This window comes from Burkholderia sp. BCC1047, from assembly GCF_902833155.1.
Taxonomy (GTDB): domain Bacteria; phylum Pseudomonadota; class Gammaproteobacteria; order Burkholderiales; family Burkholderiaceae; genus Burkholderia; species Burkholderia sola.
In genome coordinates, this window is record NZ_CADFEH010000020.1 from 117,481 (window position 1) to 138,316 (window position 20,836).

At 67.2% G+C, this 20,836-nt stretch carries 22 protein-coding genes; 5 read left to right on the top strand and 17 right to left on the bottom strand.

Annotated features, from left to right (window positions below):
• Window positions 1–24: 24 nt before the first annotated feature.
• The 5 genes from HWX55_RS21030 to HWX55_RS21050 all read right to left on the bottom strand — a co-directional run bounded on the left by HWX55_RS21030 (window position 25) and on the right by HWX55_RS21050 (window position 5,238).
• Window positions 25–165 carry a cytochrome oxidase small assembly protein gene (locus tag HWX55_RS21030; protein ID WP_089435671.1) on the bottom strand — a complete coding sequence of 47 codons (141 nt, stop codon included), beginning with the start codon at window positions 163–165 and terminating at the stop codon, window positions 25–27.
• A gap of 81 nt (window positions 166–246) precedes the next feature.
• Window positions 247–1,854, bottom strand: a complete 1,608-nt coding sequence (gene ctaD, locus HWX55_RS21035; protein ID WP_050014798.1) for a cytochrome c oxidase subunit I — start codon at window positions 1,852–1,854, stop codon at window positions 247–249.
• 43 nt (window positions 1,855–1,897) lie between these two features.
• A complete protein-coding gene (coxB, locus tag HWX55_RS21040; protein WP_175977141.1) occupies window positions 1,898–3,496 on the bottom strand; it encodes a cytochrome c oxidase subunit II in 1,599 nt (532 codons plus the stop codon).
• Window positions 3,497–3,552: 56 nt separating this feature from the next.
• Window positions 3,553–4,077 (bottom strand): DUF2244 domain-containing protein, encoded by a 525-nt coding sequence (locus HWX55_RS21045; protein ID WP_050014795.1) that lies wholly within the window; start codon window positions 4,075–4,077, stop codon window positions 3,553–3,555.
• Between the two features lie 195 nt (window positions 4,078–4,272).
• Window positions 4,273–5,238 (bottom strand): methyltransferase domain-containing protein, encoded by a 966-nt coding sequence (locus HWX55_RS21050; RefSeq protein WP_175977142.1) that lies wholly within the window; start codon window positions 5,236–5,238, stop codon window positions 4,273–4,275.
• A gap of 81 nt (window positions 5,239–5,319) precedes the next feature.
• Between HWX55_RS21050 and HWX55_RS21055 the strand changes: the two genes are divergently transcribed.
• Both HWX55_RS21055 and trmL read left to right on the top strand, forming a co-directional pair.
• Window positions 5,320–6,117 carry a phosphoribosyltransferase family protein gene (locus HWX55_RS21055; RefSeq protein WP_175977143.1) on the top strand — a complete coding sequence of 266 codons (798 nt, stop codon included), beginning with the start codon at window positions 5,320–5,322 and terminating at the stop codon, window positions 6,115–6,117.
• Between the two features lie 96 nt (window positions 6,118–6,213).
• Window positions 6,214–6,684 carry a tRNA (uridine(34)/cytosine(34)/5-carboxymethylaminomethyluridine(34)-2'-O)-methyltransferase TrmL gene (trmL, locus tag HWX55_RS21060; RefSeq protein WP_175977144.1) on the top strand — a complete coding sequence of 157 codons (471 nt, stop codon included), beginning with the start codon at window positions 6,214–6,216 and terminating at the stop codon, window positions 6,682–6,684.
• Between the two features lie 34 nt (window positions 6,685–6,718).
• On the opposite strand, the gene HWX55_RS21065 is transcribed toward trmL, so the two are convergent.
• The 5 genes from HWX55_RS21065 to HWX55_RS21085 all read right to left on the bottom strand — a co-directional run bounded on the left by HWX55_RS21065 (window position 6,719) and on the right by HWX55_RS21085 (window position 9,639).
• Entirely contained in the window at window positions 6,719–7,243 is a 525-nt protein-coding gene (locus HWX55_RS21065) for an O-acetyl-ADP-ribose deacetylase (protein ID WP_175977145.1), read from the bottom strand.
• 92 nt (window positions 7,244–7,335) lie between these two features.
• On the bottom strand, window positions 7,336–8,334 hold the full coding sequence (locus HWX55_RS21070) for an NAD(P)H-dependent glycerol-3-phosphate dehydrogenase (protein WP_050014785.1): 999 nt from the start codon (window positions 8,332–8,334) through the stop codon (window positions 7,336–7,338).
• A 25-nt stretch (window positions 8,335–8,359) separates the two neighbouring features.
• Window positions 8,360–8,851, bottom strand: a complete 492-nt coding sequence (secB, locus tag HWX55_RS21075) for a protein-export chaperone SecB (RefSeq protein ID WP_006481561.1) — start codon at window positions 8,849–8,851, stop codon at window positions 8,360–8,362.
• A 108-nt stretch (window positions 8,852–8,959) separates the two neighbouring features.
• Window positions 8,960–9,220, bottom strand: a complete 261-nt coding sequence (grxC, locus tag HWX55_RS21080) for a glutaredoxin 3 (protein ID WP_006477722.1) — start codon at window positions 9,218–9,220, stop codon at window positions 8,960–8,962.
• Window positions 9,217–9,639, bottom strand: coding sequence for a rhodanese-like domain-containing protein (locus HWX55_RS21085; RefSeq protein ID WP_006481558.1), 423 nt, complete (start codon window positions 9,637–9,639; stop codon window positions 9,217–9,219). Before HWX55_RS21085 ends, grxC begins: the two co-directional genes overlap by 4 nt.
• A gap of 136 nt (window positions 9,640–9,775) precedes the next feature.
• On the opposite strand from HWX55_RS21085, the gene gpmA reads away from it, so the two are divergent.
• From gpmA to moeB, 3 genes are all read left to right on the top strand, one after another.
• The gene (gene gpmA / locus HWX55_RS21090; RefSeq protein WP_050014779.1) at window positions 9,776–10,522 is read left to right on the top strand and encodes a 2,3-diphosphoglycerate-dependent phosphoglycerate mutase; all 747 of its coding nucleotides are present in this window, start codon (window positions 9,776–9,778) and stop codon (window positions 10,520–10,522) included.
• 237 nt (window positions 10,523–10,759) lie between these two features.
• Window positions 10,760–12,313, top strand: a complete 1,554-nt coding sequence (locus tag HWX55_RS21095; protein WP_050014777.1) for a S41 family peptidase — start codon at window positions 10,760–10,762, stop codon at window positions 12,311–12,313.
• Between the two features lie 104 nt (window positions 12,314–12,417).
• Complete coding sequence (moeB, locus tag HWX55_RS21100; RefSeq protein ID WP_175977146.1) at window positions 12,418–13,170, top strand: molybdopterin-synthase adenylyltransferase MoeB; 753 nt, start codon at window positions 12,418–12,420, stop codon at window positions 13,168–13,170.
• A 68-nt stretch (window positions 13,171–13,238) separates the two neighbouring features.
• On the opposite strand, the gene ptsP is transcribed toward moeB, so the two are convergent.
• The 7 genes from ptsP to HWX55_RS21135 all read right to left on the bottom strand — a co-directional run bounded on the left by ptsP (window position 13,239) and on the right by HWX55_RS21135 (window position 20,665).
• Window positions 13,239–15,011 carry a phosphoenolpyruvate--protein phosphotransferase gene (gene ptsP / locus HWX55_RS21105; RefSeq protein ID WP_050014919.1) on the bottom strand — a complete coding sequence of 591 codons (1,773 nt, stop codon included), beginning with the start codon at window positions 15,009–15,011 and terminating at the stop codon, window positions 13,239–13,241.
• Window positions 15,012–15,212: 201 nt separating this feature from the next.
• Window positions 15,213–15,482, bottom strand: coding sequence for an HPr family phosphocarrier protein (locus tag HWX55_RS21110; RefSeq protein WP_006477716.1), 270 nt, complete (start codon window positions 15,480–15,482; stop codon window positions 15,213–15,215).
• A gap of 79 nt (window positions 15,483–15,561) precedes the next feature.
• The gene (locus HWX55_RS21115; RefSeq protein ID WP_050014761.1) at window positions 15,562–16,032 is read right to left on the bottom strand and encodes a PTS fructose transporter subunit IIA; all 471 of its coding nucleotides are present in this window, start codon (window positions 16,030–16,032) and stop codon (window positions 15,562–15,564) included.
• Window positions 16,033–16,263: 231 nt separating this feature from the next.
• Window positions 16,264–17,220, bottom strand: coding sequence for a glutathione synthase (gene gshB / locus HWX55_RS21120; protein WP_175977147.1), 957 nt, complete (start codon window positions 17,218–17,220; stop codon window positions 16,264–16,266).
• Window positions 17,221–17,247: 27 nt separating this feature from the next.
• Window positions 17,248–18,537 carry a glutamate--cysteine ligase gene (gene gshA / locus HWX55_RS21125; RefSeq protein WP_175977148.1) on the bottom strand — a complete coding sequence of 430 codons (1,290 nt, stop codon included), beginning with the start codon at window positions 18,535–18,537 and terminating at the stop codon, window positions 17,248–17,250.
• Between the two features lie 243 nt (window positions 18,538–18,780).
• The gene (locus HWX55_RS21130; protein WP_175977149.1) at window positions 18,781–20,289 is read right to left on the bottom strand and encodes an ammonium transporter; all 1,509 of its coding nucleotides are present in this window, start codon (window positions 20,287–20,289) and stop codon (window positions 18,781–18,783) included.
• 37 nt (window positions 20,290–20,326) lie between these two features.
• The gene (locus tag HWX55_RS21135; protein WP_006398175.1) at window positions 20,327–20,665 is read right to left on the bottom strand and encodes a P-II family nitrogen regulator; all 339 of its coding nucleotides are present in this window, start codon (window positions 20,663–20,665) and stop codon (window positions 20,327–20,329) included.
• Window positions 20,666–20,836 lie beyond the last annotated feature (171 nt).

Here is a 20,836-nt window from a genome sequence, read left to right on the forward strand (position 1 = left end):
CTCGCTACTGCGTCAGTTGCTGCATCAGTGGGTGGACAGCCACCACTGCTTGATCACGACACCCACGAAAAAAACGGCGGCGATGACGAGCAGGGTGAGGCCGAGCCGCTTGTTGCCCGCGCGAATCTGCTCGGGCGTTCGTCTTTCTGATGGATTCCGGGTCATCTGAAACTTCGCTGAAACTTCCGTTCCGCGCCCCGCCGCGCCTGCCTGCGCGGCAGGCAGCGGCGGAACGCTCGGTGAAACTTACTCGACGTGCGGCGGTTGCTCGAACGTGTGGAACGGAGCCGGGCTCGGCACCGTCCACTCGAGGCCCGTCGCGCCATCCCACGGCTTGTCCGACGCCTTTTCCAGGTCGCCGCCGCCGCGGTAGGCCGGCAGCGCGACCGCGAACAGGAAGTACACCTGCGCGAGGCCGAAGCCGAATGCACCGATCGTCGCCACCTGGTTGAAGTCCGTGAACTGCGCCGGGTAGTCCGCATAGCGGCGCGGCATGCCCGCGAGACCGACGAAGTGCATCGGGAAGAACGTCAGGTTGAAGAAGATCATCGACGCCCAGAAGTGGATCTTGCCGCGCGTCTCGTTGTACATCCAGCCCGTCCACTTCGGCGCCCAGTAGTACCAGCCCGAGAACAGCGCGAACAGCGAGCCGGCCACCAGCACGTAGTGGAAGTGCGCGACCACGAAATAGGTGCCGTGATACTGGATGTCGAGCGGCGCCATCGCGAGCATCAGGCCCGTCAGGCCGCCGAACGTGAACACGAACAGGAAGCCGATCGCGAACAGCATCGGGGTTTCGAACGTCATCGAGCCGCGCCACATCGTCGCGAGCCAGTTGAACACCTTCACGCCCGTCGGCACCGCGATCAGCATCGTCGCGTACATGAAGAACAGCTGGCCGGTGACCGGCATGCCCGTCGCGAACATGTGGTGCGCCCAGACCATGAACGACAGGATCGCGATCGATGCCGTCGCGTACACCATCGAGCTATAGCCGAACAGCGTCTTGCGTGCGAACGCCGGGATCACCTGCGACACGATCCCGAACGCCGGCAGAATCATGATGTACACCTCGGGGTGGCCGAAGAACCAGAAGATGTGCTGGTACATCACCGGGTCGCCGCCGCCTGCCGCGTTGAAGAACGACGTGCCGAAGTGGCGGTCGAACAGCACCATCGTGATCGCGCCTGCCAGAACCGGCATCACGGCGATCAGCAGGTACGCGGTGATCAGCCACGTCCACGCGAACATCGGCATCTTCATCAGCGTCATGCCCGGTGCGCGCATGTTCAGGATCGTCACGACGATGTTGATCCCGCCCATGATCGACGACGCGCCCATGATGTGGACCGCGAAGATCGCGAAGTCCATGCCCGGGCCCATCTGGGTCGACAGCGGTGCGTACAGCGTCCAGCCGGCGGCCGTCGCGCCGCCCGGCGCGAAGAACGAACCGACCAGCAGCACGGCCGCGACCGGCAGCAGCCAGAAGCTGAAGTTGTTCATCCGCGCGAACGCCATGTCGGATGCGCCGATCTGCAACGGAATCATCCAGTTCGCGAAGCCGACGAACGCCGGCATGATCGCGCCGAACACCATGATCAGGCCGTGCATCGTCGTGAGTTCGTTGAAGAACTCCGGACGCATGATCTGCAGGCCCGGCTCGAACAGCTCGGCACGAATGCCGAGCGCCATCACGCCGCCCGACAGGAACATGATGAACGAGAACAGCAGGTACAGCGTACCGATGTCCTTGTGGTTGGTGGCGAACAGCCAGCGACGCCAGCCGTGCGGGGCTTCGTGCGCGTGGTCGTCGTGCGCGTGGTCCGCGGCTACGTCGTGCCCGATGCTAGACATGAGAATCTCCTAATGCGAATACGTCGACTAACTCAGCGACACGTCAAGCCGCCGGGCCGATCTCGACACGCCGGGCTTCCTTCGCGTCAGCCCCGCCCGTGATCGTTTCCGGCTTTTTGAGAATAATGTGGTCTTCCGCCACGCCTGCTGCCTTCAGCGCATCGCGCACGGCCTGCGCCCGATGCTTCGCCAGTTCGGCGTTCGCGTCGGCCGAGCCCGTCTTGTCGGTGAAGCCCGACAGCGCGAGCTTCGCGTCCGGATGCGCCTTCGCATAGTCGGCCGCGGCGGCGATCGCCGCCTTCGCGTCGGCCGGCAGCACGCTCTTGCCCGTCTCGAAGTAGATCGTCGACAGCGCGGCCGATGCCGCTGCCGCCGGTTGCTCGGCACCCGACGCGGCTTGCGCCGGCGCCGAAGCCGCTTCGGCCGGGGCCGCTGCCGTCGCCGCGCCTGCCGTGTCTTCCGGCAGCTTGCCGTTGCGTGCGTCGGCCACTTGCTTCGGCTGCAGCAGGTCGTTCTTGTGGTTGCCCCACGAGTTGCGTTCGTACGTGACGACCGAAGCGATGTCGAGGTCCGACAGCGATGCCCACGACGGCATCGCGCCCTTGCCGTGCAGCACGCGCTCGACGTGCGCGGCGATCGGGCCGTTCACGATCGGGCTGCCGTCCATCGCCGGGAATGCGCCGAGGCCCTTGCCGTTCACCTGGTGGCAGGCCGCGCAGTTCGCCTTGTAGACTTCCTCGCCGTGCGCGACGAGTTCGGCCATCGTGTAGACCTTGTTCGGATCGACCGCCGCGCCGGCCAGCTTCGCCTTCTGCGCGGTGACCCACTTCGCGTAGTCGTCGTCCGACAGGACTTCGACGACGACCGGCATGTACGCGTGCTCCTTGCCGCACAGCTCGGTACAGAAACCGCGGAACGTGCCGACCTTGTCGGCCTTGAACCACGTGTCGCGCACGAAGCCGGGGATCGCATCCTGCTTCACGCCGAACGCGGGCACGTACCACGAGTGGACGACGTCGTTCGCGGTCGTGATGATGCGGATCTTCTTGTTGACCGGCACGACGAGCGGATTGTCGACTTCCTGCAGATAGGTGTCGGTGATCGGCTTCTTGCCCATCACTTCGTCGCGCGGGGTGGTCAGCGTCGACAGGAAGCCGATGCCCTCGCCCGGGCCCTTCACGTAGTCGTAGCCCCACTTCCACTGGTAGCCGGTGACCTTGATCGTGAGATCGGCGTTCGTCGTGTCCTTCATCGCGACGACGGCCTTCGTCGCCGGCAGCGCCATCAGCACGACGATGACGAACGGCACGATCGTCCAGATGATCTCGACGGTCGTGCTTTCATGGAAATTGGCGGCCTTGTGGCCCTTGGATTTGCGGTGCGCGAAGATCGAATAGAACATCACGCCGAACACGCCGACGAAGATCACCGTACACAGGATCAGCATCATCGTGTGGAGATCGTAGAGCTCCTCGGCGATCTTCGTGACAGGCGGCTGAAAGTTGATCTCGTTGACACGGGGGCCGCCCGGGCTATCACCGACCGCCAGGGCCGCACCGGCAAAGAGCAATCCGCTGCATGCCAGCACGCCCGCGAGGGCTCGCTTGATTGTTTTCATAGCATCCTTACCCAAAATTTCCATTCAAACCCTCCCCCGTCGCAAGCCGCCGGCCTGTTCCGGCCGATGACCGCGCCTCGTCAGCCGCAGCGCCTGAGCGACACGCGCAGTTCGTCGGCGAACTGCGCACGCTTGTACTGCGCGAGATGCTGCCCGATTACGACGGTCTGCCCGCGCGATACCAGTCGAATCGGATCGCGTGGCGTCGCACCCGGCTCGACCCGCACCCAGCGCGGGTTGAATTCGATCTGCGTGAGCCGCTCCGCATCCATCCGCTCGATCACGAGCCGGTGCGGAAACAGCCTGATGCGCTCGTAATCGACCGCATGGCGAGCATAGATCGCAAATGCGACACCCACCGCGAGCAACTCGATGCCGGTGAAGGGCATGACGAGCCAGGCCCCTCTCCACATCAGCAACGCCGCGATCGCCAGCGAGAAGCCCGCGAGCGACGCATAAAACAGCACGAACTGGCGTGGCGACACCGAACAGTTGCGTTTCATCAGCCAGTCTTCGAGGACCGGTTCGCTGTCCGCCGTCTTCGCCAAAACGCTCGCTGCTTCCATCGCCGCCTCACGCGAATGGCATGCGATGCATGCCTGCATCGGACTCGTCGCCCCGTATTGCGGGGACCCCGGGACGACAAGCTGACGCATTATAGGCGGGTTCAATGGCATCCACAAGCAAGCGCCTATCGCCCGCCAAGCCAAGCGCGACAAGCTTTCCGGCCGTTTTTGCCGCCAATTCGACCCCGCTTTGCGCCGCTAATTTCGGACATAACAAAACCCCTCTTTACCGCTTTACCGATTCTTCGGACGCCCCTTGCCGATGTCCTCGATGCGCACGATCCCGTGCCCTTCCGCGGTCGTGCGCGGCACGGCCTTCCATGCGTGGCCGTAGATCACCTCGAACGTGAGCGGGATCGTGCCGTCCTCGCGCCGGCGCGCGTCGAGCGCATCGCCGAGCGCCGCGCGAAAGCGCCGCGTCGCATGCTGCGGCGCCGTGCGCGCGAACGGATAGGCGCCCCAGCGGCGCACGTCGGCGAGCAGCGTATCGGGGGATTGGTAGGTGACGGTCAGCACTTCCTGGTCCATCACGGGAATTTCGAAGCCGCTCTCGACGAGCATGTCGCCGAGGTCGTGCATGTCGACGAAATCGATCACGCGCGCGGCGGGCGGCGCGACGCCGAGCGCCGCTTCGGCGTCCGCGCAGGCCGCGCGCAGCTCGCGCAGCGTGTCGGGGCCGAGCGTGCTGAACATCAGCAGCCCATTGACGCGCAGCACGCGCTGCCATTCGGGGAAGACGGTATCGGGACGCGAATGCCAGTGGAGCGCGAGATTCGACCAGATCAGGTCGAACGCGCCGCCGGCAAACGGCAGCGCGGCGAAGTCGGCCTGCGCGACGCGCGGGCCGCGCTGGCCCAGCGCCCGGCCGAGCGACGCCGGCAGCCAGCGGCGCCAGGTGGTCTGCTCGACCTCGCGCTGACCGGCCCGCGCGAGCATCGCGCCGGACAGGTCCACGCCGAACACCGGCGCTTCCGGAAAGCGCGCGCGCAGCGCCGGCAGGTCGTCGCCCGGGCCGCAGCCCGCGTCCAGCACGGCCGCGGGGCTCACCTTGATGTATTCGAGGCGCTCGTTCATCCGCTGCGCGATCTCGCGCGGCAGGAACGCAACCGCGTCGAACGTGGCGGCACGGCGGTCGAAGATCCGCCGCAGGCGCCTGCCGTCATTGGCCGGACGGCCGGTTGAAGTCGAAGCTGGGGACATGTCGGGCACACTGGCGAAGAGCCCGAAGTATACTCGCTCGCCTCGCAAGCTTCATTGAGGCGGCATGCCAGGAGTGTTGCGATGGTCCGCGGTTCCGCCGAGCGCACGATGCGCGTCGTTTTGTCGCAGGTTCGCGCGCTGGTCGTGCGCGTCGCCGCGGTCACGTTGCCGAATCGCTGCGCGTTGTGCGGCAATTTGTCACACACGGTGATTTGCGGCGCCTGCGATGCCGCGTACTGGAATGAAGCGCGGCTGCGCTGCGAGGTGTGCGCGGTGCCGCTCGGTGTCGGGCACGCGCGGTCACGCGGCGGCGGTCGCAGCCGCGTCGGTAGCGCGTCCGCGTACCGGTGCGAAACGTGCCGCACCGCGCCGCCGCCGTTCGACGCGACGCTCGCGCTCGCCGATTACCGCGCGCCGCTCGACGGGCTCGCGCGCGGCCTGAAGTTTCATGCGCGGCTCGCGCTCGGCGGCGAATTCGCGGCCCGACTTGCACGGCTGGTCGACGATACGCGCGGCGCGAGCGGCTTCGATCTCGTCGCGCCGGTGCCGTTGTCGCACCGGCGGCTCGTCGCGCGCGGCTACAACCAGGCGTGGGCGATCGCGCGGCCGCTCGCGCGCCGGCTCGGCGTGCCGGCGGAGGCCGCCTTGCTCGCGCGCGTCGCCGACACCGCGCCGCAGTCGCGGCTCGACCGGCACGCACGGCGCGACAACGTGATGGCGGCTTTCGCGGTGGCAGGCGGCGTCGCCGGCCGCCACGTCGCGCTCGTCGACGACGTGATGACGTCCGGCGCGACGCTCGCGGCGGCCGCGCAGGCGCTGAAGGCGGCGGGCGCCGTGCGCGTGACGAATCTGGTTGCGCTGCGCACCGCCAGGGATTAATTAGATAGAGAGGCCGCCCGCGGGCGGCCGTCACGAACCGGCCGGCCGGGAGCCCGCGCGCATCGCGCGGCCCCGTCGGCCCAGCCAAACCGAAACATGTTCAACGTCGTCCTCGTCGCCCCCGAAATTCCGCCGAACACCGGCAACGTGATCCGCCTGTGCGCGAACACCGGCGCGCACCTGCACCTGATCGAGCCGCTCGGCTTTCCGCTCGACGACGCGCGGATGCGTCGCGCCGGCCTCGACTATCACGAGTATGCGCAGATGCGCGTGCACCGCGACTGGGACGCGTTCGTCGCGTCCGAAGCGCCCGATCCCGCGCGGATGTTCGCGTTCACGACGCGCGGCTCGGGCCGCTTCCACGATCACGCGTTCCTGCCCGGCGACTGGTTCGTGTTCGGCTCGGAAACGCGCGGCCTGCCCGCCGAGCTGCTCGAACGCTTCCCGAGCGAACAGCGCGTGCGCCTGCCGATGCGGCCGGACAACCGCAGCCTGAACCTGTCGAACACGGTCGCGGTGGTCGTGTTCGAGGCGTGGCGCCAGGCCGGCTTCGAGGGCGGCGCCTGACGCGCGCCGGGCGCGACCCGCGGCGCTGAAGGCGTCAGGTTCGCGCGAGCCGAGCGCGGTACAGGTCGTAGATGTCGGGGGAAAAGCACGCGAATATCACGCGTGCGAGGCTCGGCGCCTGCGGCAGCATTTCGGCGACGGTACCGACTGCAATGTCGACGGCCTCGCCGGCCGGATAGCGATAAATACCGCAACTGATCGCCGGAAATGCGATCGACGTCGCGGCGACTTCTTCGGCCAGTTCGATCGCGCGCCGGTAACACGACGCGAGCAGATCGGCCTCGCCGCGTGCGCCGCCGTACCAGACCGGCCCCACCGCGTGGATCACGTAGCGCGCCGGCAGCCCGTGGCCGCGCGTGAGCTTCGCGTCGCCGGTGTCGCAGCCGCCGAGCATGCGGCACTCGGCGAGCAGGCCGGGGCCGGCCGCGCGGTGGATCGCGCCGTCGACGCCGCCCCCGCCGAGCAACGAGCCGTTCGCCGCGTTGACGATCGCATCGACGTCGAGCGTCGTGATGTCGACGCGTTGCGCATCGAGCGTGGTGGAATGGATCTGCAGCATGACACCCTCGCGGAACGCCGGAGACGATTCAAGCGTAGTCCGCTTTGGCGCCGCGCGCCCGGCGCAATCGTGCCGGGCGATCGCGGCCCGTGCTACTCGGCGCGCGCGTCGCGGCGCAGCAGGCCGCTGACGGCGTCGCGCGGCGCGATCCCGTCGAACAGCACACCGCACACGGCTTGCGTGATCGGCATGTCGATCGACTGCGCGCGCGCGAGCGCCAGCACGGCCTGCGCGCAGCGCACGCCTTCGGCCACGTGGCCGAGCGCGCCGAGGACGTCGTTCAGCGTGCGGCCGGCCGCCAGTTGCAGGCCCACCGTGCGGTTGCGCGACAGGTCGCCCGTCGCGGTAAGGATCAGGTCGCCGAGGCCCGTGAGGCCCGTAAAGGTTTCCGCGCGGCCGCCGAGCGCCACGCCGAGCCGCGACATTTCCGCGAGGCCGCGCGTGATCAGCGCGGCGCGCGCGTTCAGCCCGAGGCCGAGGCCGTCGGAAATGCCGGTCGCGATCGCCAGCACGTTCTTCACCGCGCCGCCGACCTCGACGCCGACCACGTCGTCGCCCGTATAGATCCGCATCGCGCCGTGATGGAACGCGGCGAGCGTGCGCTCGCGGCATTCGGCCGACGCGCTCGCCACCGTCAACGCGACGGGCAGCGACTGACCGACCTCGCGCGCGAAGCTCGGCCCCGACAGCACGCCGTTGCTCTGCTGTTCGGGCAGCTCGGCCGCGATCACCTGATGCGGCAGCAGATGCGTGTCGGCCTCGAAACCCTTGCAGACCCAGACGACGTGCGCGGGCACGCAGCCCGCGTCGCGCATCGCGTGACACAGCGTGCGCAGCCCGGCCACCGGCGCGGCGATCACGCACAGCGCGTCGTCCGCGGCGCCATGCGCGAGCGCGGCGCCGAGATCGGCGTCGTAGCGCAGCGCGTCAGGCAGCGCGATGCCGTCGAGATAGCGGGAATTTTCGTGCCGGGCCTGCAGCCCGGCGATGAGCGCGGCGTCGCGCGCCCACAGAAGCGTATCGTGCCGCGCGGCCAGATGGCCCGCGAGCGCGGTGCCCCAGGCACCGGCGCCGAGAACGGCTACTTTCATACCCAGCACCGGTCCGAGTGAAACGTCAGTTCAGCGTCGTGCCATTCGGCGCGCCGTTCGGTGCACCTGCCGCGCCGGCCTGCTGCTGAAGCTGCGCGAGACGCTGCTCGTACAGCGCCTGGAAGTTGATTTCGGCCAGGTGGATCGGCGGGAAGCCGGCGCGCGTGATCGCGTCGGCGATGTTCGAGCGCAGGTACGGGAACAGGATCGTCGGGCACGCGATGCCGACGAGCGGATCGAGCTGTTCGTCCGGAATGTTGCGAATGTCGAAAATGCCGGCCTGCTTCGCTTCGATCAGGAACGCGACCTTGTCCTTCACCTTCGCGGTGACGGTACCCGACACGACGACTTCGAACACGCTTTCCGCGAGGCGGTCGGCCTTGACGTCGACTTCGACTTCAACCGACGGCATGTCCTGCTCGAGGAAGATCGCCGGCGAATTCGGCTGCTCGAGCGACATATCCTTCAGGTAGACGCGCTGGATGTTGAAGAACGGTTGGTTTTCGACGTCGGACATGGTGTTTCCCTAAAAGTGGTGACGGGGCGGGCCCGGCTGTTCGCCGGCCGCCACGGATGAATCCTGCGCGCCCAAGCCGCGGCGCGGCCGGCGGCCATTCTGCCCTAATCAGGCCGCTTGCAGAAGCGGCACGAGGCCGCCTTCGCGGTCGAGCTTCGACAGATCGTCGTAACCGCCGACGTGCGTGTCGCCGATATAGATCTGCGGCACCGTGCGGCGCCCCGTGCGCGTCATCATTTCCTCGCGGCGGGCCGGATCGCGATCGATCAGCACCTTCTCGATCTGCTCGACGCCGCGCAGCTTCAGCAGGCGCTCGGCCTGCATGCAATACGGACACACCTGCGTGCTGTACATCAAAACCTTGTTCACTTCGCCACTCCTTGTTTGACGACCGGCATCCCGGCCTGCTGCCAGGCGGCCACGCCGCCCTCGAGCACGTGCACCTCGGCGTAACCCGCCGCCTCGACCTCGCGCGCCGCCTTCTGCGACTGCTGGCCGTTCTGGCAGACGAGCAGCACCGGGGTGCTCTTGTTCTTCGCGACCTGCGCAATTTTCGCGCCGATCTCGCCCGCCGCGACCTGACGCGCCGACGGCAGGTGGCCGGCGGCGAAATCGGACGCGGCGCGCAGGTCGATCACGACCGCGTTGCGGCGATTGATGAGCTGCGTCGCCTCCGCGGCCGACAGGCCGCCCCGGCCACGGCGCAGGGCCGGCCATGCCAGCAGGCCGCCGGAAACCAGCAGGATCGCGATAAGGGCCAGGTTCGTGTAATTGGTAAAGAACGTCACGGAATGTCGCCGGAAAAAGAGAAATCGGATGAGGACAATCCGGCCATTATAAAATAACCGCCTTGCGCGATGGCGGGCCCGGTCCGGGCGCCGCGCGACGCGCCCCGCTTCCCTCTCACTACCGACCGCAAGATCCATGTACAAACTCGTTCTCATCCGCCACGGCGAATCGACGTGGAACAAGGAAAACCGCTTCACCGGCTGGGTCGACGTCGACCTGACCGAACAGGGTCGCAACGAGGCCTACCAGGCCGGCGAATTGCTCAAGGAGGCCGGCTACACGTTCGACATCGCGTACACGTCGGTGCTCAAGCGCGCGATCCGCACGCTGTGGCACGTGCAGGACAAGATGGACCTGATGTACCTGCCGGTCGTCCATTCGTGGCGCCTGAACGAGCGCCACTACGGCGCGCTGTCGGGCCTGAACAAGGCGGAAACGGCCGCGAAGTTCGGCGACGAGCAGGTGCTCGTGTGGCGCCGCAGCTACGACACGCCGCCGCCCGCGCTCGAGCCGACCGACGAGCGCGCGCCGTTCAACGATCCGCGCTACGCGAAGGTGCCGCGCGAGCAGCTGCCGCTCACCGAATGCCTGAAGGACACGGTCGCGCGCGTGCTGCCGCTGTGGAACGAGTCGATCGCGCCGGCGGTGCGCGCCGGCAAGCAAGTGCTGATCGCCGCGCACGGCAACTCGCTGCGCGCGCTGATCAAGTACCTCGACGGCATCTCGGACAGCGACATCGTCGGCCTGAACATCCCGAACGGCGTGCCGCTCGTGTATGAACTCGACGAGAACCTGAAGCCGATCAAGCACTACTACCTCGGCGACGCGGACGCGATCGCGCAGGCGCAGGCCGCCGTCGCGAAGCAGGGCAAGGCGGGCTGACGCCCGGCGCGGCGCCGGGCTCCGGCCTCGGCCCGCACGCCGCGCGAACCTTCCCGGCCCTGCCGCGGTCGAATCCGCTTTCGAACCCCGCAGCGCGCCCGGCGGCGCCCCGGCCGGGCCCTCAGCGGCCTTTTCGACGCTTTTCGCGCCGTTCCACTGAGTAATCGGACGAACAGTTATACTTGTCCGCTACATCCCCGCTACCGCCACGCGCTTCCCGACCGCACCAGACTCTCTATGCGAATGAATTTGAAGAACATCGGCCTGATTGCCGCGGGCCTCGCCACGGGCGTGTTCGCCACGCTGCAGGTTTCCGCATCGGCCGAGCAGACCGCCACGGCGCCGCTTCCCCTCGACCAGCTCCGCCTGTTCGCGGAAGTATTCGGGCAGATCAAGCGCGAGTACGTCGAACCGGTCGACGACAAGAAGCTGCTGACGGCCGCGATCAAGGGCATGGTGTCGAGCCTCGACCCGCACTCGTCGTTCCTCGACAAGACCGACTATGACGAACTGCAGGAGCAGACGAAGGGCCGCTTCGCGGGCCTCGGCATCGAGATCTCGCAGGAAGACGGCCTCGTCAAGGTGATCTCGCCGATCGAGGATACGCCCGCGTTCCGCGCCGGTATCCGTCCGGGCGACCTGATCACGCGCATCAACGACAAGCCGGTGCGCGGCATGACGCTCGACAAGGCCGTCAAGCAGATGCGCGGCGAGCCGGGCACCAAGGTCACGCTGACGATCTTCCGCAAGAGCGACGACCGCACGTTCCCGGTCACCGTCACGCGCGCGATCATCAAGGTCCAGAGCGTGAAGATGAAGATGCTCGATCCGGGCTACGCGTACGTCCGCATCACCAGCTTCCAGGAGCGCACGACGCCCGATCTCGCGCAGAAGCTGCAAGACATCGCGCGCCAGCAGCCGAACCTGAAGGGCCTGATCCTCGACCTGCGCAACAACGGCGGCGGCCTGCTGCAGAGCGCGGTCGGCGTGGCCGGCGCGTTCCTGCCGCCCGACTCGGTCGTCGTGTCGACCAACGGCCAGATCCCCGATTCGAAGCAGGTCTACCGCGATACGTACGACAACTATCGCCTGCCGTCCTTCGACGGCGATCCGCTGAAGAACCTGCCGCCGGTCTTCAAGACCGTGCCGATGATCGTGCTGACGAACGCGTATTCGGCGTCCGCGTCGGAAATCGTCGCCGGTGCGCTGCAGGATTCGAAGCGCGCGCAGATCATGGGCAAGACGACGTTCGGCAAGGGTTCGGTGCAGACGGTCCGCCCGATGACGGCCGACACCGCGCTGCGCCTGACCACCGCGTACTACTACACGCCGAGCGGCCGTTCGATCCAGAACAAGGGCATCACGCCGGACGTGCCGGTCGATCAGTACGCGGACGGCGATCCGGACGACGTGCTCGTGACGCGCGAGGTCGACTACACGAACCACCTCGCGAACACGCAGGACCCGAACGAGAAGAAGGAACAGGAAGAGCGCGAGCAGCGCCGGCTGGATCAGCTGCGCATTCTCGAGGAGCAGAACGACAAGAAGACGCCGGAGCAGCGCCAGAAGGATCGCGATCGCAAGCCGATCGAGTTCGGCAGCGCCGACGACTTCATGATGCAGCAGGCGCTCAACAAGCTCGAAGGCAAGCCGGTCCAGGCGTCGAAGTCGCTGCTCGCCGAGAGCACGACGAAGGGCCCGGCCGCCAAGGCCGCCACGGCGGCGAAGGCATCGGGCGCGAGCGCCGCGAAGCCGGCTTCCGCACCGAAGCCCGCGTCGGCGCCGCAGTAAGCGCCGGGCGGCATCCAACGGGCCATCGCGGGAAGACCGCGATGGCCCGTTTTTCATGCGCGCCTAAAATAACGAACGTCCGCCCGCCTCGCTCACGATTCCCCATGAACGACGATCAACTCCTTCGCTATTCCCGCCACATCCTCGTCGACGAAATCGGCATCGACGCGCAACAGCGCTTTCTCGATGCGCATGCGATCGTCGTCGGCGCGGGCGGCCTCGGCTCGCCGGCCGCGATGTATCTCGCGGCGTCGGGGGTCGGCACGCTCACGCTCGTCGACGCCGATACGGTCGACCTCACGAACCTGCAGCGGCAGATCCTGCACGGGACGGCGTCGGTCGGCCGCAGCAAGGTCGAATCGGGGCGCGACGCGCTCGCGCAGCTGAATCCCGAGGTGACGGTGAACGCGGTCGCGGTGCGCGTCGACGATGCGTGGCTCGATGCGCACGTGCCGCACGCGAGCGTCGTGCTCGACTGCACCGACAACTTCGCGACGCGGCATGCGATCAACCGCGCATGCGTCGCGCACGGCGTGCCGCTCGTGTCGGGCGCCGCGCTGCGCTTCGACGGCCAGATCAGCACGTTCGACTTCCGCGACGCGGCCGCGCCCTGCTATGCGTGCGTGTTCCCGGAAGACCAGCCGTTCGAGGAAGTCGCGTGCGCGACGATGGGCGTGTTCGCGCCGACCGTCGGGATCATCGGCGCGATGCAGGCGGCCGAGGCGCTGCGCGTGATCGGCGGCATCGGCAAGACGCTCAGCGGGCGGCTGATGATGCTCGATTCGCTGCGAATGGAATGGACGACGATGAAGATCGCGCGCCAGGCCGACTGCCCCGTGTGCGGGGGCCGGCACTGACGCGCGACGGGCATGCGCCAGAGCGCGCATGCGCGACACTACGCTACGGTTAGCGGCAGCGAAAACGGCTACGCGGCCGCATCCGCGCGCGGCTCGGCGACCGACAGCCGCTGCAGCGCCGCCTGCACTTCTTCCGGCTCGAACGCGGCCAGCACGTCGGCCGTCGGCTTCTCGAGCGCCTTCAGGTGCGCGCGCAGGATCTCCTGCTTCACGACCAGCAACTGGCTCGGATGCATCGAGAACTCGGTGAGCCCCATCCCGAGCAACAGGCGCGTGAGCGCCGGGTCGCCCGCCATCTCCCCGCACACCGACACCGACACGCCCGCGCGCTTCGCCTCGCGCAACGTGTATGCGATCAGGTGCAGCACGGCCGGATGCAGCGGGTCGTACAGGTGCGCGACCGCGTTGTCGGCGCGATCGATCGCGAGCGTGTACTGGATCAGGTCGTTCGTGCCGATCGACAGGAAATCGAAGCGCTTCAGGAACAGCGGCAGCGCGATCGCCGCGGCCGGAATCTCGATCATCGCGCCGAGGCGCACGTTCGGATCGTATGCGAGCCCCGCGTCGTCGAGCTGGCGTTTCGCCTCGCGGATCAGGTCGAGCGTCTGGTCGATCTCCTGCGCATGCGCGAGCATCGGGATCAGGATCTTCACCTGGCCGAACGCGGACGCGCGCAGGATCGCGCGCAACTGCGTGAGGAACATCTGCGGCTCGGACAGGCTCCAGCGGATCGCGCGCAGCCCGAGCGCCGGGTTCGGCGCCGTTTCGTAGCCTTCGTCGAGCGCCTCGAGCGGTTTGTCGGCGCCGACGTCGATCGTGCGGATCGTCACCGGCATGCCCTTCATCCACTCGACGGCGCGCTTGTATGCGGCGAACTGCTCCTCCTCTTCCGGCATCGCCTTCTGATGCATGAACAGGAACTCGGAGCGAAACAGACCAACGCCGACCGCGCCGGCCTCGACGGCCGCCTTCGCGTCGTCGGGCAACTCGATGTTCGCGTACAGGTCGATCTTCGTGCCGCACAAGGTTTGCGTCGGCGAAAACTTCAGGCGCTGCAGCTTGCGTTGCTCGAGCAGCTTCTCGGACTGGCGATACGAGTATTCCTCGAGGACGATCGGCGCCGGATCGACGATCACGATGCCCTGGTCGCCATCGACGATGATCAGGTCGTCCTGGCGGATCAGCGAACTCGCATGCTGGACGCCGACCGCGGCCGGAATGCCGAGGCTGCGCGCGACGATCGCCGTGTGCGACGTGCGGCCGCCGAGATCGGTGACGAACGCCTGGAACGACTGCGTCTTGAACTGCATCATGTCGGCCGGCGCGATGTCGTGCGCGACGACGATCATCTCGTTCGTGCCGTTGCGGGCCGCGCGATCGAGCGCCTGCGACGCGGACGGCGCGCCGGCGAGCGCCTTCAGCACGCGCTCGACCACCTGCTCGATGTCGGCCTTGCGCTCGCGCAGGTATTCGTCCTCGATGTCGTCGAAATGGCGTGTGAGCAGTTCGAGCTGCTCGGTCAGCGCCCATTCGACGTTGTAGCGGCGCGTGCGGATCAGGTCGATCGTTTCCTGCACGAGCATCTCGTCGCTCAGGATCATCGTGTGGACGTCGATGAATGCGCCGACTTCGCTCGGCGTGTCGTCGGTCAGGTCGGCGCGCAGCGCTTCGAGCTCGCGACGCACGACGTCGAGCGCCGTGCGGAACCGCTCGACCTCGGCGTCGGTCTGGTTGACCTCGATCAGGTAATGGGCGACGTCGAGCGCCGCCGGCGCGATCAGGTACGCTCGCCCGATCGCGATACCTCGTGAGACGGGAATGCCATGCAGCGTGAAGGACACGCGCACCTCCTCTGTACAAGTAAAGCCGCGGCACACTGCTGCGATGCGCTTATGACCCCGGTTAGCGATTATAAATTCCGCGACTCCCTGTTGACTGCATGCAGCGCAGCATTGCGCATTTCGCATCAATGCTTCCGACGAAAAAAATGCCGCGACATCCGCGGCATTCCGACTGGAAACGGCAACGATCGCGCGTCGCGATCACTGGCCTTCGCCGAACTTGTCGGCGATCAGCTTCAGCAGCGCGTCCATCGCTTCCCGCTCGTCGGGACCTTCGGTCTCGATCGTCACGGTGCTGCCGATGCCGGCCGCCAGCATCATCACGCCCATGATGCTCTTCGCATTGATCTTGCGCCCGTTGCGTGTCATCCAGACTTCCGACTGGAAGTTGCCGGCCAGTTGCGTAAGCTTGGCCGATGCGCGCGCATGGAGCCCCAATTTATTGACGATGGTGGTTTCTTGTTGAAGCATGATTCTCGGTCGGGTCGGTCGGGACCGCCGGCGGCGCGCGCAGGCGGGTCGGTCTAAAACGAAAAACGGAGACGGAGGCTCAGGGCGATTCGGTGCGCGGCTGCGGTTCGGGCGGAATCGGCGCGCACTGGCCGCAGCCGGTTTCGCTCGGCGGCGGCGGCGTGCCGGACGACACCTCGTGGACGCCCTTCGCGCCGCCGGACAGCGCCTTGTCGACCAGCTTGTCGAGCGGCACGGTGCGGTAGCAGACGGCCCGCACGAGCATCGGCAGGTTCACGCCGGCCAGCACGCGCACGTTGTCGAGCTTCGCGAGCTGGCCCGCGATGTTCGCGGGCGTCGCGCCGTACATGTCGGTCAGCACGACCACGCCGTTCTCTTCGCGCAGCCGCGCGAGTTCCGCGTGCGCGAACGCCATCACCTGGGCTGGATCGCTGTCGGCCATCACGTCGATGCAGCCGATGCGGGCGGGCACGCCGCCGTAGATGTGCGCGATGCAGTCCCGCAGCGCGGTGGCGAGCGGCGCGTGCGCGATGATCAGGATCCCGGCCATGTCAGATCGCTCCCGGCCGCCCCTGGCGGGCCGATACCCCGCGGCGGGGCAATGAGCGTAGCGAGTATGGGGAACGTTTCATGTTCAGCCTTGCAACAGTGTCGGCCCGACCGCCGGGCCTTCGGTGCGCCGATCATGGCACCGGGCAAGCGGGCATTGTAGCAGGCCGGTCAAGCTGCTCCGGCGACGGGGGACCTGCGCGGCCGCCGCCGGAGTTGCGCGGGAGGCGGCCTACGCGGCCGCACGCTCCAGCGCGTCGATGAACATCGCGGCGACGTCGAAGCCCGTCTGCTCCATGATCTCGCGGAAGCACGTCGGGCTCGTGACGTTCACCTCGGTCAGCCAGTCGCCGATCGCGTCGAGCCCGACCAGCAGCAGCCCGCGCGACGCGAGCACCGGCCCCAGCGTGTCGGCGATCTCGCGATCGCGCGGTGTGAGCGGCTGCGCGACGCCGAGCCCGCCCGCGGCCAGATTGCCGCGCACCTCGCTGCCCTGCGGAATCCGCGCGAGCGAATACGGGACGGGCTCGCCGGCGATCAGCAGGATGCGCTTGTCGCCGGCCTTGATCTCGGGAATGAACTTCTGGATCATCAGCGAGCGCGTGCCGTCATGGCCGAGCATCTCGATGATCGCGCCGAGGTTCATCCCGTCGGCCTTCACGCGGAACACGCCCATCCCGCCCATCCCGTCGAGCGGCTTCACGATCACGTCGCCATGCTCGGCGTGAAATGCACGCAAGCGCGCCGCGTCGCGCGTGACGAGCGTCGGCGCGACGAACTGCGGAAACTCGCCGATCGCCAGCTTCTCCGAATGATCGCGGATCGACTGAGGCTTGTTGAACACGCGTGCGCCCGCGCGTTCGGCAAGCTCGAGCATCCAGGTGGCCGTCACGTACTCCATGTCGAACGGCGGATCCTTGCGCATCAGCACCGCGCCGAACGACGTCAGCTGACGCGACTCGTGCGCGGCCGCCTCGTACCACGGGCGGCGATGCAGGTCGGTCGTGTCGCCGACGATCGTCACGCGCTGCACGTCCGCCTCGACGCCCGAGCCCGTCCACGCGAGCTGGTGCGGCTGGCACGCGTACACCGCATGCCCGCGCCGGGCGGCCTCCGCCATCATCGCGTAGGTCGAATCCTTGTAGATCTTGAAACGCTCGAGCGGGTCGGCGATAAAAAGAATGTCCATGCGGGTCCTGTACGTAGCGAAGGTCCGTTACACCTGGATGGCTTCGGGGTCGGTCTTTTCCAGTTCGATCGACGACGCGATCAGCGACAGCCGCGCGACCACGCCATACATGTAGAAACGGTTCGGCGGCGCGGCGCCCGGCTTGGCGCCGGCATCCGGCAGCGCGGTGTGCTCGAAGCCGAGCGGCACGTAGTGCATGCCGGGCGCGTTCAGGTTCTGGTCGCGCTCGCGGCCGCCGTGCGTGCGGTAGAAGCCGCCGACCACGTAGCGGTCGATCATGTACACGACCGGCTCGGCCACTTCGTCGCCGACGCGCTCGAACGTGTAGACGCCTTCCTGCACGATCACGTCGCGCACCGCGAGGCCGGCCTTCGATTCGGCCATCTGCGCACGCTCGGCCTTCGTCATGCGGCCGATCTCGGCCGCGTCGTGCACGGTCATCACGCCGCGGCCGGCGGTGCCCGCGTCGGCCTTCACGACGACGTACGGCTTCTCGCTGATCCCGTACTCGCGATACTTGCGCGCGATCTTCTTCAGCACGCCGTCGATCGCGTCGGCGAGCGCCTGCTCGCCTTCATGCGCCTGCCAGTCGACGCCTTCCACGTGCGCGAAATACGGATTCACCATCCACGGATCGACGCCGACCATCTTCGCGAACTTCTTCGCGACGTCGTCGTAGCAGGAAAAGTGCGTCGACTTGCGGCGCACGGCCCAGCCCGCGTGCAGCGGCGGCAGCAGATATTGCTCGTGCAGGTTTTCCAGCACGGCCGGGATGCCGGCCGACAGGTCGTTGTTCAGCAGGATCGAGCACGGATCGAAATTCTTCAGGCCGAGGCGGCGCTGCGAACGCTCGAGCGGTTCGAGCACGATCTTCTGGCCGTCGGCCAGCGTGATCGGCGTCATGTCGGTGATGCTGGGGTCGAGCGAGCCGAAGCGCACGTGCAGGCCGGCCTGGCGCATGATCGTCGCGAGCCGTGCGACGTTTTCCAGATAGAACGCGTTGCGGGTCGGCAGCTCGGGAATCACGAGCAGATTCTTCGCGTCCGGGCAGATCTTCTCGATCGCGGCCATCGCGGCCTGGACGGCGAGCGGCAGCACTTCGGACGGCAGATTGTTGAACGCGCCGGGAAACAGGTTCGCGTCGACGGGCGCCAGCTTGAAGCCGGCATTGCGCAGGTCCACCGAACAATAGAACGGCGGCGTGTGTTCCTGCCATTCGAGCCTGAACCAGCGTTCGATCGCAGGCGTCGCGTCGAGGATCTTCTGCTCGAGCTCGAGCAGCGGACCGTTCAACGCGGTAACGAGGTGGGGAACCATGAATCACTCGCGAGCGGGAGAATGAAGATTGTAGAGCAATTGCCTTGCCCATTTGGGGATTGTTCCCGGCTTCGCAAGGGTTACGAGGAAGTTTTCGGCTATTGACCCGATAGCGTGAAGGGTTATCCGCTACGGCAGTGGGTGACAGGAGAAAAAAAACCCGCCGGGTGGGCGGGTCGAAGTCGCTGCGCTCATTCGGGGCGGGCGCCGTCTGCGCGGCGGCCCGCCGTTGATTCGTGTGACTTATTCCACGTGCTCGCCGTGCAGGATCACGTCGAGACCTTCGCGCTCTTCTTCTTCGGTCACGCGCAGGCCGATCGTCAGGTCGATCAGCTTCAGCAGCACGAAGCTCAGCACGCCGCTGTAAACCAGCGTGATCAGCACGCCCTTCGCCTGCAGCAGCAGGCTGCCGTCGAAGCCGCCGATGTCCTTGACCGCGAATACGCCCGTCAGCAGTGCGCCGAGAATCCCGCCGATGCCGTGCACGCCGAACGCGTCGAGCGAATCGTCGTAGCCGAGCTTCGACTTGAGCCACGTCGCCGACCAGAAGCAGATCACGCCTGCCGCGATGCCGATCACGAGCGCACCCGGTACGCCGACGAAGCCGGCTGCCGGCGTGATCGCCACGAGACCCGCGACCGCGCCCGACACGATGCCGAGCACCGACGGCTTGCCCTTGGCGATCCACTCGGCGAACATCCAGCCGAGCGCCGCGCAGGCGGTGGCGACTTGCGTCGTCAGCATCGCGAAGCCGGCACGGCCGTCGGCCGCGACCGCGGAACCCGCGTTGAAGCCGAACCAGCCGACCCACAGCATCGAGCCGCCGATCATCGTCAGCACCAGGTTGTGCGGCGCCATCGATTCACGGCCGTAGCCGACGCGCTTGCCGAGCACGAGGCACGACACGAGGCCCGCGATACCGGCGTTGATGTGCACCACCGTGCCGCCCGCGAAGTCGAGCACGCCGTCGGCCGACAGCCAGCCGGTCGGCTCCCACACCATGTGCGCGATCGGCACATAGACGATCAGCGACCAGAGCGTCATGAACACGAGCATCGCCGAGAACTTCATCCGGTCGGCGAACGCGCCGCAGATCAGCGCCGGCGTGATGATCGCGAACGTCATCTGGTAGACGAAGTAGACCGATTCCGGAATCGTCGACGCGAGGTGGCTGACGGTCAGCGTGGTCGCCTTGTCGCCCTTGATGTAGTTCATGCCGTGCAGGAACACGCGCGACAGCCCGCCGATGAAGCCGTTGCCCGGCGTGAACGCGAGGCTGTAGCCGACCACCGTCCACAGCACCGTGATCACCGCGGTGATCGCGAAGCTCTGCATCACGGTCGCGAGCACGTTCTTCTTGCGGACCATGCCCGCGTAGAACAGCGCGAGGCCGGGGATCGTCATGAACAGCACGAGCGCGGTGGACGTCAGCATCCACGCGGTGTCGCCCGCGCTGATCTTCGACGAATCGACCGAGAACGGGGCGGTGGGCGCGGCCGGGGCGGCCGGCGCGGATGCGGCGGCGGCAGCCGATGCGTCGGCGACGCCGGAAGGCGTCGTGGCGGCGGCAGCGGATGCGTCGGTCGCAGCCGGCGCCGAAGCGGCCGGCGCGGCGGCGGCCGATGCGTCGGAAGCCGTGGCGGCGGGCGCGGAGGCAGCCGCGGCGGACGCCGCGTCGTCCGCGAGCGCGGGACCGACGCCGGCCGCGATCAGCGAGCCGGCCATCAGCAGGGACATCAGAAGTTTGCGCATCTTAGGTTTCCTCTTGTCGCTTGTCTTGTCTGTTCTGTTACAGCGCGTCCGCGCCTGTCTCCCCGGTGCGAATCCGGATCACTTGTTCGATCGGCGTGACGAAGATCTTGCCGTCGCCGATCTTGCCCGTGCGCGCGGCCCGCTCGATCGCTTCCACCGCCTGGTCGACGAGATCGTCGGACACGGCCGCCTCGATCTTCATCTTCGGCAGGAAATCGACCACGTATTCGGCGCCGCGGTACAGCTCGGTATGCCCCTTCTGGCGCCCGAACCCTTTCACCTCCGTCACCGTGATGCCGGAGACGCCAAGCGCCGACAGCGCCTCGCGCGTCTCATCGAGCTTGAACGGCTTGATGATTGCGGTAATGAGTTTCATGAAGTCCTCTCGCTGGGTTGTCCCGTCGAATAGAGTTGGAATGTTGTAACGGACTCTTCTCAGCAACTCGCATGCCATGTTGGCCCGAACACCGTCTCGAAGGGCTCCGGAACGGGGTCATATCCCGCGGTGTAAGGCGCCGAAGCCCGGCCGAATGGCCAACATCGGCCG